This window comes from Pseudomonas sp. ATCC 43928 (assembly GCF_005938665.2).
Taxonomy (GTDB): Bacteria; Pseudomonadota; Gammaproteobacteria; order Pseudomonadales; family Pseudomonadaceae; genus Aquipseudomonas.
Genome location: NZ_CP041753.1, coordinates 2949333 through 2965348 on the forward strand (window position 1 = coordinate 2949333; position 16016 = coordinate 2965348).

A 16016-nucleotide genomic window follows, 5' to 3' on the forward strand; every position below is an offset into this window, starting at 1 on the left:
CCACGGCACGGTGAGAATCAAACCGGCGATGGAAACCCCATTGACCGCCATGCGTCGGGTTGAATTGGCGATTGAGGCGGGCATTCCTGCGGGTGCACTGATTCAGCTGGCGGGTCTGGATTTGAAGACACCACTCAAGACAAAGGCATAACGTTCCGGGCGGATGTAGAAGGTCGTACGGTCGCAGCAGCGGCCGTCGGCAAACCAGGAGGTGCGCTCCATGACCAGCAGTGCCGCGCCACGTTTGATGTGCAAGGCACTGGCCAGGTGTTTATCGGCTTCTTGCGCGCGGATCGCCAGATCGGCTCGGGTGACCGCCATGCCAGTGATCGACTCGAGAATGGAGTAAATCGGTTGATGCTCGACTTCAGTCCAGACCACGCTGGCCAATTCGGCCGGTAAATGGCTGCGGCCCAGTGCGATGGGTTCGTCATCGACGAAATGCAGTCGTTCCAGAAGCAGGCAATCGTCCGCTTCTTCAAACAAACCACGCAATGCCTCTGGAACCGGCTGCAGGGTATGGCTGATGACGCGCATGCTCGGTTCGAGCCCTTGCAGCAACAAGGCTTCATGAAAACTACGCAACGCGTCCAGGCCGTGCCGCACCTGTTTGGCCGCCACGAAGGTGCCTTTGCCTTGTTTGCGCTCTACCACGCCGTCGTCGCTGAGTTTGCCCACCGCCAGGCGAACGGTGACGCGGCTCACCGCAAAACGTTTACCCAGCTCTGCTTCTGACGGCAGCTTGCCGCTGGGCTCAAAGTCGCCACGTTGAATCTCTTCCAGCAATTGCTGGGCAATCTGCTCGTAGAGTGAGGTGGTGCTGTCGCGAAGAATGGACGTAGACACTGTCGGTTTCCATGGCCTTGGAGGAGGGCGGTGCGCCTTCACTTCTAAGGTTATAAAAATAGGTTATTGGGACGACTTGTATTAATACGTATTATGTCAGGTATTCCCATTGTAAACGACCTGACGACACTTGCCATGTTCAAAACCCTCCCTTACGCACAGCAGCAAGCCGATGCGCTGACGGTCGATGACATCAGCTTCAGCTACCCCAATGGGCATCGCGTGTTTTCCTCTTTCAGCCTGAACGCCAGGCCCGGTGAGTTCGTTGCGATCCTGGGGCCATCCGGTTGCGGGAAAACCACCTTGCTGAACTTGTTGTCAGGTTTTGTGCAACCGCAAAGTGGTCAGATCAGTATCAACCAGACGGCGGTGCGTCCAGAGCGTTCGGAGTTGGGTTATGTGTTTCAGGCGCCGCAGTTGTTTCCCTGGTTGAGCGCCTTGGAAAACGTCCGTTTCGGCCTGCGAATGGCGGCTCGGATCAACGAATCGCAGCAGCGTTCTCAAGCCTTGCAGTACCTGCGTCTGGTCGGTCTGGAGAATGCCGCGCATCGGTTGCCGCATCAGTTGTCTGGCGGCATGCAGCAGCGGGTTTCCCTGGCCAGGACCCTGGCATTGGAGCCCAGCGTGTTGCTGATGGATGAGCCATTCGCTGCACTGGATGCCATCAGCCGCAACAGCTTGAACGAAGAGACCTTGCGCATCTGGGCTGAATTGGGTCAGACGGTGCTGTTCATTACCCACGATATCGACGAAGCGGTGTTTCTGGCGGATCGGGTCATCGTGCTCAACATCGCCCCCGGCGGTATCCACAGCGAACTGAATATTCATTTGCCGCGTCCTCGCTCCAACCTCGAAACCCGCCGGTTGCCGGCCTTTCTCGATTACCGCAATGAGCTGATGGAGCGCATTTCCCAGGTCATGGAAGTGCCTGCAGCCTCCGCTTACCCAACCCGCCAACCTGAGTTGACAGCATGATCAAACATTCGCTGCTTGCCCTTTCCTTGTCTGTTGCCGCCTTGGCAAGCAGCGTATTCGCCATGGCTGGCGAAGAGAAACCCTTGCGTGTGGGTTATGTATTCGCGATGGCCAACGCCCCGGCGTTGATCGCCGACAAACAGGGCTACTACCGCGAGGAAGGCTTGAATGTCGATCTCATGGCCTTGGGCGATGGTCCGGTAATCCAGCAGGCGCTGGCCGCTGGCGAGCTGGATGTGGCCTATGTCGGTACGCCGCCGGTGTATCAATGGTTTTCCCGGGGGCTGCAAAGCCGGATTCTGGCCAAGGTCAATTACGGTCAGGCCGCGGTGATTGTCGACGCCAAGAGTCCGGTTACCGCCCTGGATGAACTCAAGGGGAAAAAACTGGCCGGGGTCAAGAAGGGCAGTGGCATGGATGTGCTGCTGCGCGGCTATGTGCTGAAAGAAAAGGCCGGGCTCAATCCTGACAAGGATCTGGACATCATCGACATGCCACCCGGCAATATGAACGCGGCGCTGGAGCGCGGCATTGTCGATGCGGCGTTTTCCTGGGAACCCTTTGTCAGCCAGTCGTTGTTGCGCGGGTCGAGCCGGATCCTGCTCGACGTCAATCAGGCGCTGCCGAATTACCCTTGGTACGTGGTGATCGCCTTACCCAAAACCTTGCAGGAGCGACCGGAAGATGTGGTGAAGCTGCTGCGTGCGCACCGCAAGGCCATCGCCTTTCTCAACGAGCACCCCGATGAGTCGAATCGAATCATCGCCGAGGCGTTCAAGCTTGAAGCGGTGCAAGGCGTAGACGGCAAGACCATCGCCCCGCAAGCCATCGTCGCCCAGGCACGTACCCGGTTGGGCTGGTCAGCGGACTTGCAGCCTGCGGATATTCAATTCATCCAGCGCCTGATGAATTACTCCCACGACCTGGGTTTTATCGATACCACGCTAAAGACCGAACAGATCGTGGATACCTCCTACCTGCAAAAAGCCTCGCACTGAGTCTGTCATGTCCTTGCCAAAACCGAATTGGGGATGGGCGTCACTGCCATTCCTGCTGTTGATCTGGATGGCCCTGGCCAGCCGCTTTCCCACTTACATCCTGCCGCAGCCATGGGATGTTGCCCGCGAGGCTGTGCGCTGGCTGGGCGACAGTTCGTTGTGGCAGCACCTGCGGGCCAGCGTCCTTGAAGAGGTTGGCGGCTTTTGCGCGGCGGTGGTCGTCGCGATTCTGCTGGGTACTGCCGGTGGCCTGTCCTCGCGTTTTCGCGATTTCATCTCGCCGCTCAACAGCCTGTTCATGGCGATCCCGCCGATCGCCTGGGCACCGCTAATCATGATCATTTTTGGCTTGGGCTATGTCTCCATCGTGTTGGTGATTTTCATCGCCGCGATGTTCCCCATGGCCGTGACCATTCAGGAGGGCGTGCAGAGTATCCGCGGCGGTGAAGTCCGTGCGGCACGCACCTTGGGCGCCAACCGCTGGCAACTGCTGGCCCACGTTTACCTGCCGGCCTCGCTGCCCTTCGTGACGGCGGCGTTGCGCATCGGCTTCAGCCAGGGCTGGAGGGCATTGGTCGCGGCGGAAATGATCGGTGCGTCCCAGGGCATCGGCTGGATGGTGTCGACGGGTGGGCAGATCGGCAACAGCAGCCAGGTGCTGCTGGGCATTGTGGTGATCGGCCTGATTGCCTGGCTGATGGAGAGTTTTGTGTTCAGGCGTATCGAGCGTCATTACCAGAAATGGCGAGTGCAGTAAGCATCGTCATTTGACTTCAACCCCCTTCAAACCTTCAGTGGACCACTGCACGAGGTGTCATGTGAGTAACGTTTTCGATCCCCGCGAAGCCGGGTATTACATTGCCCCTCAAGGCCTCTACGAACGCAACAAACAACGCCCGTTTCTGGGCAGCATCCACTGTGATCGTGACACGCTGATTGCCGGCCAATGGGATGAAATTACCCTGGTCTACGAGGTCGGCGGCAGCGGCCTTGCGGACGGCGCCTGGCTGAAACTGGCCTTCAAGTTCTACTCCGACTGGGCCTTGTTCCAGACCTCGAATCCGACTGGCCCCAACTATGTCAGCGCCGAATATCAGGCAGGCGAGCTGGTCCCTGGCCAGAGCCAGGCCTCTGTGCAGCATCTGAAAGTGCGCTTCGACCAGAAGGGGCATGAACGGCCGTTTCAGAAAGCGATCATCATCGACATCATCGACGGTTACCTGAATCCGGGAGACAAAATAATCATTCGCCTGGGCGATCGTCGTCAGGGCGGCGCGGGTACGCGGGTGCAGAGTTTTGTCGAGAAGGACTTCCGTTTCCGTTTGTTCATCGACCCGCTGGGCAGCTCGAAATTTGCCGAGGTGCCGGGTGACCCGCTGCTGAACATCGTGCCGGGACCGGCGCAAAGCGTGCAGTTGATCGTGCCTCGCCTGGTCAGCGCGGGTGAGGCGTTCGACGTACTGCTCAGGGTGGATGATGCCTGGGGCAACACCTGCCGCAACTTGCCGCTCCAAGGTGTCCTGACTCTGGTTGATCCCGAAGGGGGGGAGCGACAACAACCGTTCACCCTGGCGGCTGAAGGTTGGGCGACTGCCCGGCTTGAAGGTTTTGATCTTGGTGCGGTGGGGGAGTGGCGCTTGTCGGCCGAGGTGGCGGTACCTTTTGTGCGTGCCGCTCGGGCGTTTGTCACGGTCGATCCGGCTGGCACTGCATTGCGCCCGCTGTACGCCGACCTGCATGTGCACTCCGATGACACGGTGGGCACCAACGACACCTTGTACAACCTCAGCTACGGTCGCGATGTCGCCGGGCTCGATGTCCTCGGTTACACCGCCAATGATTTCAATATCACTGAGCAGCGCTGGGATCAGGCGGTCAACCTGATTCACGAACTCAATGAACCAGGACGATTTGTTTGCTATCCCGGCACCGAATGGTGCGGCAACTCTTGCGCGGGCGGCGACCGTAATGTGGTGTTCCTGCATGACCGCAAACCCGAGTTTCCCTTCGACAATCAAGGGCGGCTGGTGCGTTCTTTCGAGTGGAACGAGTTCACCGCCGGCACTATCAAGCCGGGTGCCTGGCCGGTGGATGAGTTGTATGCCGCCTATGCCAAGGACCCCGAAGGGCATTTGATGATGCCTCACGTCGGCGGACGCCGTTGCAACCTCGACTGGCACCATCCGGAGCTGGAGCGCCTGATCGAGGTCGGCTCGGCCTGGGGGCAGTTCCATTGGGTCTACGCCGAAGCGCTTCAGCGTGGCTATCGGGTGGGTGCCGCGGCGAACAGCGATGAGCATCAGGGGCGTTGTGGCGGTGGTGTTCCGGCCACGGCGGTGTTCGGCTCTCGCGGCGGGCTGACTGGCGTGGTGGCCGAGGCCTTCGATCGAGCCAGTGTTGGCAAGGCACTTCGCGCCCGTCGCACTTTTGCCACCACCGGCGAGCGTTCATTTGCCAGCCTGCGCCAGGGCCAGCATTTCATGGGTGAAGTGTTCACCGCCGATGCAAATGCCACGCTGGACTATCGACTGCTCGGAGAGGCGGGCTGGGAGCAGGTCGATCTGTTCGATGGCGACAAACTGATCTGGTCGCGCAACCTGCATCAGGAATTGGGTTTTTCCAGCCAACGTATTCGTCTGCGCCTGGGCGGCGCAAGGATCAAGGACCGTTATCGCGGCGCCTACTGGACCGGCGAGATTCGCGTGACGGGTGCGGTCATCAACGGCTTTCGCGCCTTGGGTCTCGATCACCCCGAACAAACTGTATGGCGCAAGGATGCAACGGTTCTGGCCTTTCGCACCGACACCAACGGCGACACCGACAGCATCGAAATCGACTTGTCGCAATTGGCCGGCGCCACGCTGCAGGTTCATAGCCGCATCGATAACTACATCAAGGTCGGCGACCCGTCTGAACCGCAACCTTACGTGCATGCGCCGACGGTGCTGATGGAGTTGTCCGGCGATGAGTTGCTGGTGCAATCGCAAGTGACCGAAGAGTTGCCGGGCGCGGAGTTGAAGGTGTCCCTCGAAAGGACAACCGCTGCGCCGCTGCCTCGTGAACTGCAAGGGCAAATCGAGCTTGCCCGGTTGAATCTGGAGCAGGGGCGTGAACATCCATTGTTCATCTGCGCCCGGCAGCGCGATCAATCCCGAGTCTGGACCTCGGCGCTGTTTCTAACGTTATAAACGGCCATAAAAAAGGGCAGCTCAAAGCTGCCCTTGTCCCAACCCATTCCTTAGGCTGCGGTAAACAGCCTGTGCGGATCCATGACGAATTTCTTCGGCGCCCCGGCATCGAACTCGTGGTAGCCACGCGGCGCGTCGTCCAGGCTGATCACCTGCACGCCGACGACCTCGGCAATCTTGATCCGGTCCCACATGATCGCCTGCATCAGCTGACGGTTGTACTTCATCGTCGGGGTCTGGCCGGTGTGGAAACTGTGGGACTTGGCCCAGCCGAGGCCGAAACGGATGTTCAGGCTGCCATGCTTGGCGGCTTTGTTGACCGCACCCGGGTCTTCGGTGACATACAGACCGGGGATACCGATATTGCCGGCGACGCGCACCACGCCCATCAGCGCGTTGAGCACATCGGCCGGGGCCTCGTGCTGCGCGCCGTCATGGCCGTGGCCACGGGCTTCGAAACCGACCGCATCGACCGCACAATCGACTTCCGGCTCACCGAGCAGGTTGGCGATTTGCTCGTGCAGCGGAGTGTCCAGGGTCAGGTCGGCGATCTCGAAGCCCTGGGCCTTGGCATGCGCCAGGCGCAGCGGATTGACGTCGCCGACTATCACCACCGCCGCACCCAGCAGACGGGCGGAGGCGGCGGCAGCCAGTCCGACCGGACCGGCGCCGGCGATATACACCGTGCTGCCAGGGCCGACACCGGCGGTCACCGCGCCATGGTAGCCGGTCGGCAGGATATCGGAGAGGCAGGTCAGGTCGCGGATTTTCTCCATTGCCTTGTCGCGGTCGGGCAGCTTCAGCAGGTTGAAGTCGGCATACGGCACCAACACATATTCGGCCTGGCCGCCAACCCAGTCACCCATGTCCACATAGCCATAGGCACCGCCGGGGCGCGCCGGATTGACCGTCAGGCAGACGCCGGTGTGCTGCTCCTTGCAACTGCGACAACGGCCGCAGGCGACGTTGAACGGCACCGATACCAGGTCACCGATCTGCACGTTTTCCACGTCACGGCCCTTCTCGATGACCTCGCCTGTGATCTCATGGCCAAGCACCAGCCCGACCTGGGCCGTGGTCCGGCCACGCACCATATGCTGGTCGGAGCCGCAGATATTGGTCGAAACCACGCGCAGGATCACGCCATGGTCAATGCGCTTGCCGCGCGGGTCTTCCATTTTCGGATAGGGGATGGTTTGCACCTCGACCTTGCCTGCGCCGAGATACACGACACCACGATTACCAGACATGATTTCACCTCGCTTTTGTTGTTGTGAGAACACGGCCCTTGTACTGCGAAGGGTCGCGCGGCCTTACAGTGCGGCGGTAAATGTCTTGCGTTTGCGCGTGAATGCAGATGGGTTGGAAGTCACCTTCCAACGATGCGTGATAAGCCGTCATCGTATTGATCCTACGCCTGGTATCAGCACCCTGCGAGGGCATTTAGCACCCAATTACCCCCCGGTTGGCAGGGCTGGTGCAGGAGTAACGGGCGCTGAACGCCGTGTTTGCCCCCCCATCAAAGCACAGCGATAAAAATATTTTTATCTGATAAATGTTTTATTGACTAAAAAATAATACCGGGTAATTATTTCCCTGCATCTGCTTTCACGCAGAGTCATTTTGCAGGGGAAACCCGATGAGTCAGAACACCGTGCCGTTGCTGGCCAGTCTTTACATCGAGACGAATGAATCGTCACTCCACAGGCGCTTGGCGCCTTTGTTTATGCAGGGTTTTCCGGCCGAGCCGAAACGCCGCGTCACCTGGAACAACTGGATGCGTCCACCGTTCAATCAGTGGGGGTTCCGCAATCTGGCGCGCCTGCGTCCCTCCATTGATGTGGAGGCGGGTGGTGGAGCGGTCAGCGTCTTGAAGGAAGCGCCACAAGCGCTGGATGAACTGCACTTCGACAGTGAATGTGGCCTGAGCGTCAGTGTCATCGATCATCTGGTGGCCAGTCAGACCGACGCCTTTTTGGTGATGCAGGGCGACACCGTGTTGTTCGAGCGTTACTTCAACGGCCAGCGTCCCCGGGACCGGCACGTCATGTTCTCGGTGACCAAGTCGCTGATCGGCACCCTGGGGGAGCAACTGGTCTGCGATGGCATCCTCAATCCGGAGTTGCCGGCGGCGTTTTACGTGCCCGAACTGTTGGGCAGCGCGTTTGGCGATGCCACGGTGCGCCAGCTGTTCGACATGGCCGTGGGCATCGACTACAGCGAAGTCTATGACGATCCCAACTCCGAGAGCTCGCAGTACGGCTATGCCTGCGGTTTCCAGCCGGCACCTGCGCAGTACGCTCAGTTCGAGTCGCTGTATCAGTACCTGCCGTCGCTGAAAAAACGCGGCAGTCACGGCGGCTTTTTCCATTACGTGACCGCCACCACCGAAGCCCTGGCCTGGGTCATGGAGCGCGCTTCGGGCAAGGCTTGCAATCAATTGCTGCAAGACATCTGGAGCCAGTTGGGGTGTGAGCGCGACGGCTACTTCATGGCCGATCCTTGGGGGCGTAGCGTTGCCGGTGCCGGTTTCAACGCCACCTTGCGAGACATGGCGCGGTTCGGTCGGCTGCTGGCCAACGACGGTCGCCGTGATGGGCTGCAATTGCTGTCGACCGAGACGGTTGCACGCATTTGTGCCGGCTCCGATCCAGCGATCTACGCCAAAAACTCCGAGTTCTCCCAATGGACCCCTGACGCCTCCTACCGCAGCCAGTGGTACGTCTTCAACGACCACAGTCAGGCGATCATGGCCGGCGGTATCCACGGCCAGTACCTGTTCGTCGATAAGCCGTCCGGTGTGGTGATCGTCAAGCAGTCATCGCTGACCGAGGCTGTCAGCCCGTTCGATGCTGACAGCGTGCGCATGCTGCGTGCCATCGCCGCGCACCTTACTCACTGAAACGCCTCATAACGACAAGAAGTTTGCGACCTATTCGCCTGGCTCGACCAGGTGTTGGCGGCGCTTTGCGCCGCCATTCACTGCCCTGTAACAACAATAATCACACAGGAGCTTCATATGGTTCTCATGACGCGTTTCTCTCGAACGCTCTTAGCGGTCAGCTTACCCCTGACCGCCCAAGTCGCACTGGCGGGCTACACCTTCGAGGATGGCAACCTCAAGGGTGAGGTCAACTTCACTGCCGGCGGTGCGACCCTTTCCACCCGTAACGTCAACTTCGGCAGCGGCCGCGTCGATGCGCGCAGTGGCAAGAATGGCGGTACGAAAATCGACTGGCAGGAGCTCTACGTCAAGCCCGGCGTCAAGCTGGAATACGCCCTGCAGCCAGACTTCAGCCTGTTGGCCGGTGGCTCGCTGGTGGCGGCGACCACCTTTGGCGACGGCGATGCCGGCGGCTTCACCCGCAGCTCTGATGGTGATGTAGCCACCGAAGAACTCTACGGTGGTTTCCGGGCCGGGGAGTGGACGCTCACAGCCGGTCGCCAGAACTACATGATCGGGACCGGCTTCATCGTCATGGACGGTAACCTCGACCAACTCAAGGACGGCGCCTACTGGCTTGGCCCCAGAACCGCCTTCAAGGATTCGGCCATCCTGGCCTGGGATCATGGCGCATTGAAGACCCAGGCCTTCACCTTGCGGGTCGATGACGATCTGGGTGACTTCCGCATGACCGGCGCTAACCTGGACTACAACCTCGACGACCAGGTGACACTGGGGGCCATGGCGATGAAGGTCAACGCGCTGGGGCCCAAGGGCAGTACACTGCCACGACGCCGGGACGGGATGCAGGTGTACAACGTGCGTGCGTTGAAGGCCAAAGTACCGGGCGTGCCGGACTTGACCCTGAATGCCGAATACGCCGTGGAACGGGGCAGTGGTGAAGGCGTGGATTACGATGCCAACGCCTGGTACGGTCAGGCGGATTACGCCTTCAACACGTTGCCGCTGACCCCGGTGATCGGCTATCGCTACGCCAGTTTTTCCGGCGACGACAACCTCGCCGACAACCGGCAGAAAGCCTGGGAGTCACTGAGCAAGGGCTTCGTCGACTGGAGCACCTGGCTGGTGGGGGATGTCGTCGGCAACTACCTGCTGTTCAACAGCAACGAAAACGTCCAGCAGTTCTCGCTCAAGACCCACCTCAATGAAACGCTGACCCTCGGCGCGATCCACTATCAGTTCTGGCTGGACGAGAAAAACTACATGGGTGCGCAGGTCAGCGATCGGCGCTTTGCGGACGAGAGTGTGGTTTTCCTCGACTGGACCCCGACGCCGTCGTTCTATACGTCGCTCTCCTATAACTGGGTCAAGCCGCTGGCCGCCGCCAGGCAGGTGTTCGGCGATGACCAGAAATTCAGTGCGCTGGAACTGTACTTCACCTACCGCTATTAAGTGCCGCGAGCCTTCGCGGCCGCGCAGGAGTGCTTCACCATGAACACGTTTTTGCGTAACACCTTATTGGGCGCTGTAGTGTCGTTGCTGGCCAGCGGTGTGTGCCTGGCTGAAGAGCGCACGGTGCGGATCTACAACTGGATCGAATACCTGCCACCTGAAGTGCTCAAGAGCTTCCAGGAGGAAACGGGCATCCGTCCGATCTACGACGTTTTTGACAGTGTCGAAACCCTGGAGTCCAAGCTGCTGACCGGCAATTCCGGGTATGACGTGGTGTACCCCGGCAGCGCCAACCTGAGTCACCTGATCGCCGCCGGTGCCGTCCAGCCGCTGGACCGCAACCAGCTGCCGAACTGGCGGCACCTGGACCCGGAGTTCATGAAAACCCTGGAAGCTGCCGGTGATACGGGCAACCGCTACGCAGCACCGTACCTATGGGGCACCACGCTGATCGGCTACAACGTCGACAAGGTTCAGCAAGTCCTGGGCGCCAATGTGCAGATGAACACCTGGGACATGATCTTCAAGGAAGAGAACCTCGCCAAGCTGGCCAGTTGCGGTGTCGGTTTCCTCGACGCAGCCAACGAAATCGTGCCCATCGCCTTGCACTACAAGGGCCTCGACCCCAACAGCCAGAAGCGCGAAGACTACCCGCAGGCCCAGGCGGCGATGATGAAGATTCGCCCGCACATCACCTACTTCAACTCCTCACGCTACGGCATGGACCTGGCCAACGGTGACATTTGCGTAGCCGTCGGCTGGTCGGGTGGCGTGGCGCTGGCCAAGCAACTGGCCGATGCGGCCGGCAAGGGCGTCAGGGTGGAGATGGCGTTACCCAAGGAAGGCGCGCCGATGTGGTCGGACGTGATGATGGTGCCGACCAACGCCCCCCATACCAAAGAAGCTTATGAGTTCATCAACTACATCCTGCGCCCTGACGTCATTGCCCGGATCAGCAACAAGATCGGTTACCCCAATCCGAACAAGGACGCCACCGCACTGGTGAACGCCGAGATCCGTAATAACCCCAACATGTATGTGCCGGACGAAGCGCGCAAAACACTGTTCGCTCTGCAGCCCATGCCGGCAGCCGTGGAGCGGATCCGCACCCGCACCTGGACCACCATCAAGACCAACCGCTGATCATCGTGACGCCGGGCTCGCCAGCGATGACGCGCCTCGGCTATGGCATGCAGCCAGTCTGGGAGGAGGCTGGCGTTCTCAGGCCCGCATTCCGTAAAAGAGCAGCTCGGTGATACGCCTTACCTGGGCGGAGTGTGACTCGATGTCCGGCTGTTCCTGGTTGACCAGCCTGAACAACTGCAGGTGTGAGTAGTCGTTCAACAGGAAGGCGGCCAGGTCGACGTTGAGGTCGGCGCGTAGCTTGCCGGCCTGTTGCAGTTCTCTGAGTAAACCGCTGATTTCGGCCCTGAGCGCATCGTTCATGGCCCGATAACCTTCGGGCAGTCCGTTATCACCACCAAATAGAATCAACGGCAGCAGTTCACGCCAGAGACTGGGATGCATGACTTCCAGGGCGTAACCGGTCAGCAGGCGTTCCAGGTAGCACAGGGCGTCGACCGGATCCTCAATTTCAGGGATCTGGTTGCGGGTGTCCTTGAGGGCGCGCTGGTCGGCGTCGTGCAGGATTTCCAGGATGATTTCCTGCTTGTTGCCGAAGTACTTGAACACGGTGGGCGCCGACACCCCAGCCTGGTTGGCGATCTGTTCGATGGTGGTGTTCTGGAAACCTTGACGCTCGAACAGTTCGATCGCTGCCTTGCTGATGGCTTGGCGTCGTTCGACTTTCTGACGTTCACGCAGTCCGCTCACGGTTGATCCCTTGTCGCTATGAATAAAGGGGGCGCATGTCGCCCAATCATCCATGCAAAATACTTAATCGGGTAAAACTTTTAAAGCGCTAATTTCTGTAGTGCGCGTTTATCCCGGAAGCGAAAAGTCTCGTTGGCTGATGGCGAGCGTCCTCAGGCTTAATAGTTAATTTCATTAATCTTTTAAGCGCTGTTCACCATGCATTGACCCGCCTGAATCAAGCCGATGCCTGTCGGTATTTTTTCAGTCGATAGGCAAACTGCGCACGACTCAAACCCAGCAGTCGCGCGGCAGCGGCCAGATTGCCTTGGCTTTTTTGCAGCGCTTCATCGATCAGGCGCGACTCCAGCCCTTCAATGGAGAAGCCGTGTTCCAGGCGAGCCAGGGTCTCCAGCAAGGCCGGGCGAGGCTGTGTGCCGGCGGGACTCTGGTCGGTTGCGGCGAGACTGCCATTGTCGTCCAGAGAGTACGCATCCTGCGGCATGGGTTCGTTGCGAAACAGGTGGATCAGATCGATGGCTTGGCCGTCTTCGCTGGCGATCAGGCCGCGCTCCACCAGGTTCTGCAGTTCCCGTACGTTGCCGGGGAAGTCATAGCGCAATAACACCTTGAGTGCGCGCATGGTCAGGCCGGCGGGTTTGCGGGCGTAGGCCTGACAGAAGCGCCGCAGGAACGCGTTGACCAGCAACGGAATGTCGTCGCGACGTTCGCGCAGCGGTGGCAGCACGATGGGGTAGACATTCAGCCGGTAGAACAAGTCTTCGCGAAATTCTCCGGCCGCCACGGCTTTGCGCAAGTCGACATTGGTGGCCGCCACCACCCGGACGTCGACCTTGATGGGCTGGCCACCGCCGATGCGCTCGATCTCTCGCTCCTGCAATGCACGCAGCAACTTGCCCTGACCCGGCAGGCTGAGGCTGGCGATTTCGTCGAGAAACAGCGTGCCGCCCTGGGCGCGCTCGAAGCGTCCGGGGCGCGAATGGGTCGCGCCGGTGTAGGCGCCACGCTCGACACCAAACAGCTCAGCCTCGATCAGATTGTCCGGGATGGCGGCGCAGTTGAGCGCCACGAAAGGTGCTTGATGGCGTGGGCTGAACTGGTGCAACTGACGGGCGAACAACTCTTTGCCGACCCCGGACTCGCCGCTGAACAACACCGTGGCGGGCGTCGGCGCCACGCGCTGCAAGGCGAGGGTAGCGGCATTGAAGGCCGCGCTGGCGCCAATCGGTTTTGGCCCGCCGGGGTTTTCGCTGTCGTCATCCTGGGGGGCGGGCGCCGGGGCTTGAGGCTGTTTGGGCTCGGCGCTTGAGGGTGAGGCAGTGAGATAACTCAGGTCCTGCTCGACATCGCCCCATTGCTCGGCGGTCTTGCCGATCACCCGGCAGCTCTCATGGCCCATGCCCCGGCATTCGGTTTCGCGGAAGATCACCAGACGGCCGAACAGCCCGCTGACATAACCGATGGCATAGCCCAGTTCGGTCCAGCACACCGGATCCTGGCCGATCCCGTAGGCGGCGATATGTTCGTCGGCCTCACAGGAATGGTGCCAGAGGAATTCACCTTCATAGAAGCCTGAGTCGGCGTCGAATTTGAAGTGCAGGGGTTCGACCTTGGTCATGCCTTCAAGTGTATGCAGACGCGTGCCGGCCGAGAAAACCGCCGCGGCGTCGGCGTCCGGCCAGCGCTCGCGGATCAGTCGCGCATCGCGTGCGCCGGAGAGATAGCCGGTGCGGGTAAACAGGCCGCGGCTCTGTTCCAGTCCCTGGCGCTCGATAATTTCCCGTCGCAGCGCGCCGAAGGATGAGCTGTGCAATAGCAGCATGCGCTGGTCGTTGAGCCAGATACGTCCGTCAACAGGGGAAAAGAACAGGCATTCGGTCAACTCGGCCAGGGTCGGTGAGTTGCCTTCGGCCAGTTGGGTACTGTCGCCTCGGGGCGAGAAATGCTCCTCCTGCACGGCAAGATGAGGAAGCAGCGAATGGGGATTGTTCATTGTTATGCCCCTGAGCGAGTCGACTGATCGAAATGATCAACTAGCAAAACAGTTATTAAACATAACTTTATCATTTGGACAAGTGGCGAGCTGCCGGCTGTACGCCAAGCACCTTGTCCTATTCGCAAACACCCCTCTATAGCCCGCAGGCCAGAGCCTTCGCCACTTGAAATGCGGCGCGACGCAGGAAGTCGGCACAGCCCTTGCTCTAGCGCTTTCACCACGCAGACGCCTTGCATCGTTTTAGCAAGGCCGCGTCAGGCAATGACAAACACAAGAGCCGGGAGACCGAAATGTCGGTAAGTGAACCATCTGATTTTCTGCGGGACGAGCCATGGCGTGAACGCATCTTCAATGGCGACTGGCTACGTCCATTGGGCGGCAGCCATAGCGTCATCGAACCGGCCACCGGCGAGGTGTTGACCGTCACCGGTTTGGCCGATGCAGCGGACATCGCGTTTGCCAGCCTGAACGCCGCTCGTGCTCAACCGGCCTGGGCGGCATTGGGGCCACGGGAACGCGCAGAGATCTTTCGTAAAGCTGCCGCACTGGCCCAGCAACACTTTGCCGAACTGGCGTTGTACATCGCCCGGGAAAGTGGCGGCAGCCTGTTCAAGGGTGAACATGAGGTCCGTGAGGCGATCGTGTTGCTGCATCAGGCGGCCGGGCTGCTGTCGCAACCCCATGGTCTGGTTCTGCCGAGCGAAGCGGGGCGTTTGTCCTATGCACGCCGATTGCCCCATGGCGTGGTCGGGGTGATCTCGCCGTTCAACTTTCCCCTGGTGTTGTCCCTGCGTTCGGTGGCGCCGGCGCTGGCGGCGGGCAACGCCGTGGTGCTCAAGCCCGATCCGCAGACCCCGGTCAGTGGCGGTTTCATCATTGCCCGGTTGTTCGAGGCGGCCGGTCTGCCCAAGGGCTTGCTGCAGGTGTTGCCGGGTGCAGCGCCAGCCGGAGAAGCGCTGTGCCGCGATCCGCATGTGCGGATGATCGCGTTCACCGGCTCCACCGCAGCGGGGCGCAAAGTCGCGGAGCTGGCTGGGCGTCATCTAAAAAAAGTCGCCCTGGAGCTGGGCGGCAAGAACTCGTTGATCGTGCTCGAAGACGCCGATCTCGAACTGGCGGCCAGCAACGCCGCGTGGGGTGCCTGGCTGCATCAGGGGCAGATTTGCATGGCCACCGGACGCATCCTGGCCCATGAGTCGATTGCACAAGAACTGGTCCGCCGGTTGGCAGAAAAGGCACGGGCAATCACGGTCGGCAATGCCGCTCGCGGTGAGGCGGTGCTGGGGCCGTTGATCAACAAACGCCAGCTGTTGCGAGTGCATGAAATCGTCACGGAGAGTGTGACGGCCGGGGCAACTCTGCAAGCCGGCGGCGAGTATGAGCAGCTCTTCTACCAACCCACGGTGCTTTCCGGTGTGCGCCCGGGCATGCGTGCGTTCGACGAGGAAATCTTCGGCCCGGTGGCCACGGTGGTGAGTTTTGCCAGCGACGATGAGGCCATCGACCTGGCCAACCGCACCGAGTATGGCTTGTCCGCGGGGATCATTACGCCTTCGGTCGGGCACGCGATGGCGATGGGCGAGCAACTCAATTGCGGGCTGCTGCACATCAACGACCAGACAGTGGCCGACGAATGCATCAACCCCTTCGGCGGACGCGGCAGCTCAGGAAATGCCGGCAGCGTAGGCGGCCCGGCCGACTGGGATGAATACACCCAATGGCAATGGGTGACGGTCAAGGATAAGGCGCCGCGTTACCCGTTCTGACGGGCCGGTTTTGTCGGGCCGACAAGGTAGGTCGGCTCACCGAGTACACAAAAATAA

Annotated in this window: 12 protein-coding genes and 1 pseudogene; 9 read left to right on the forward strand and 4 right to left on the reverse strand. The window is 60.3% G+C overall.

Translation table 11 applies throughout. The features are described from left to right. Positions 1 to 7 precede the first annotated feature (7 nt). Positions 8 to 115: pseudogene (locus tag FFH90_RS30680) on the forward strand (aldehyde dehydrogenase family protein); the annotation flags it as partial. Here FFH90_RS30680 and FFH90_RS13700 read toward each other — a convergent pair. Further along, positions 103 to 846, reverse strand: a complete 744-nt coding sequence (locus FFH90_RS13700; protein ID WP_019578600.1) for a GntR family transcriptional regulator — start codon at positions 844 to 846, stop codon at positions 103 to 105. The pseudogene FFH90_RS30680 and the gene FFH90_RS13700 sit on opposite strands and share 13 nt — an antisense overlap. 135 nt (positions 847 to 981) lie before the next feature. Between FFH90_RS13700 and FFH90_RS13705 the strand changes: the two genes are divergently transcribed. The 4 genes from FFH90_RS13705 (at position 982) to FFH90_RS13720 (ending at position 6007) form a co-directional block, all read left to right on the forward strand. Beyond that, complete coding sequence (locus FFH90_RS13705) at positions 982 to 1821, forward strand: ABC transporter ATP-binding protein (protein ID WP_138867354.1); 840 nt, start codon at positions 982 to 984, stop codon at positions 1819 to 1821. Then, positions 1818 to 2819, forward strand: a complete 1002-nt coding sequence (locus FFH90_RS13710) for an ABC transporter substrate-binding protein (protein ID WP_138867355.1) — start codon at positions 1818 to 1820, stop codon at positions 2817 to 2819. The genes FFH90_RS13705 and FFH90_RS13710 overlap by 4 nt, the downstream gene beginning before the upstream one ends. A gap of 7 nt (positions 2820 to 2826) precedes the next feature. After that, positions 2827 to 3576 carry an ABC transporter permease gene (locus FFH90_RS13715; protein WP_138867356.1) on the forward strand — a complete coding sequence of 250 codons (750 nt, stop codon included), beginning with the start codon at positions 2827 to 2829 and terminating at the stop codon, positions 3574 to 3576. A 61-nt stretch (positions 3577 to 3637) separates the two neighbouring features. Beyond that, positions 3638 to 6007, forward strand: coding sequence for a hypothetical protein (locus FFH90_RS13720; protein WP_138867357.1), 2370 nt, complete (start codon positions 3638 to 3640; stop codon positions 6005 to 6007). 50 nt (positions 6008 to 6057) lie between these two features. On the opposite strand, the gene fdhA is transcribed toward FFH90_RS13720, so the two are convergent. Continuing rightward, positions 6058 to 7257, reverse strand: a complete 1200-nt coding sequence (fdhA, locus tag FFH90_RS13725) for a formaldehyde dehydrogenase, glutathione-independent (protein WP_019578605.1) — start codon at positions 7255 to 7257, stop codon at positions 6058 to 6060. A 389-nt stretch (positions 7258 to 7646) separates the two neighbouring features. Here fdhA and FFH90_RS13730 point away from each other — a divergent pair, with 389 nt between their 5' ends. From FFH90_RS13730 to FFH90_RS13740, 3 genes are all read left to right on the forward strand, one after another. Further along, positions 7647 to 8909, forward strand: a complete 1263-nt coding sequence (locus tag FFH90_RS13730) for a serine hydrolase (protein WP_138867358.1) — start codon at positions 7647 to 7649, stop codon at positions 8907 to 8909. A gap of 117 nt (positions 8910 to 9026) precedes the next feature. Continuing rightward, the gene (locus FFH90_RS13735) at positions 9027 to 10364 is read left to right on the forward strand and encodes an alginate export family protein (protein WP_111454914.1); all 1338 of its coding nucleotides are present in this window, start codon (positions 9027 to 9029) and stop codon (positions 10362 to 10364) included. A gap of 39 nt (positions 10365 to 10403) precedes the next feature. Next, positions 10404 to 11507, forward strand: coding sequence for a polyamine ABC transporter substrate-binding protein (locus FFH90_RS13740; protein WP_064617327.1), 1104 nt, complete (start codon positions 10404 to 10406; stop codon positions 11505 to 11507). A 78-nt stretch (positions 11508 to 11585) separates the two neighbouring features. Here the strand turns inward: FFH90_RS13740 and FFH90_RS13745 are convergent, their stop codons facing one another. Beyond that, entirely contained in the window at positions 11586 to 12197 is a 612-nt protein-coding gene (locus FFH90_RS13745; protein WP_018927876.1) for a TetR/AcrR family transcriptional regulator, read from the reverse strand. 217 nt (positions 12198 to 12414) lie between these two features. After that, positions 12415 to 14190: a sigma-54-dependent Fis family transcriptional regulator gene (locus FFH90_RS13750; RefSeq protein WP_138867359.1), complete on the reverse strand. Its 1776-nt coding sequence runs from the start codon at positions 14188 to 14190 to the stop codon at positions 12415 to 12417. Between the two features lie 293 nt (positions 14191 to 14483). Here FFH90_RS13750 and FFH90_RS13755 point away from each other — a divergent pair, with 293 nt between their 5' ends. Continuing rightward, on the forward strand, positions 14484 to 15959 hold the full coding sequence (locus tag FFH90_RS13755) for a benzaldehyde dehydrogenase (protein WP_111454916.1): 1476 nt from the start codon (positions 14484 to 14486) through the stop codon (positions 15957 to 15959). Positions 15960 to 16016: the final 57 nt, after the last annotated feature.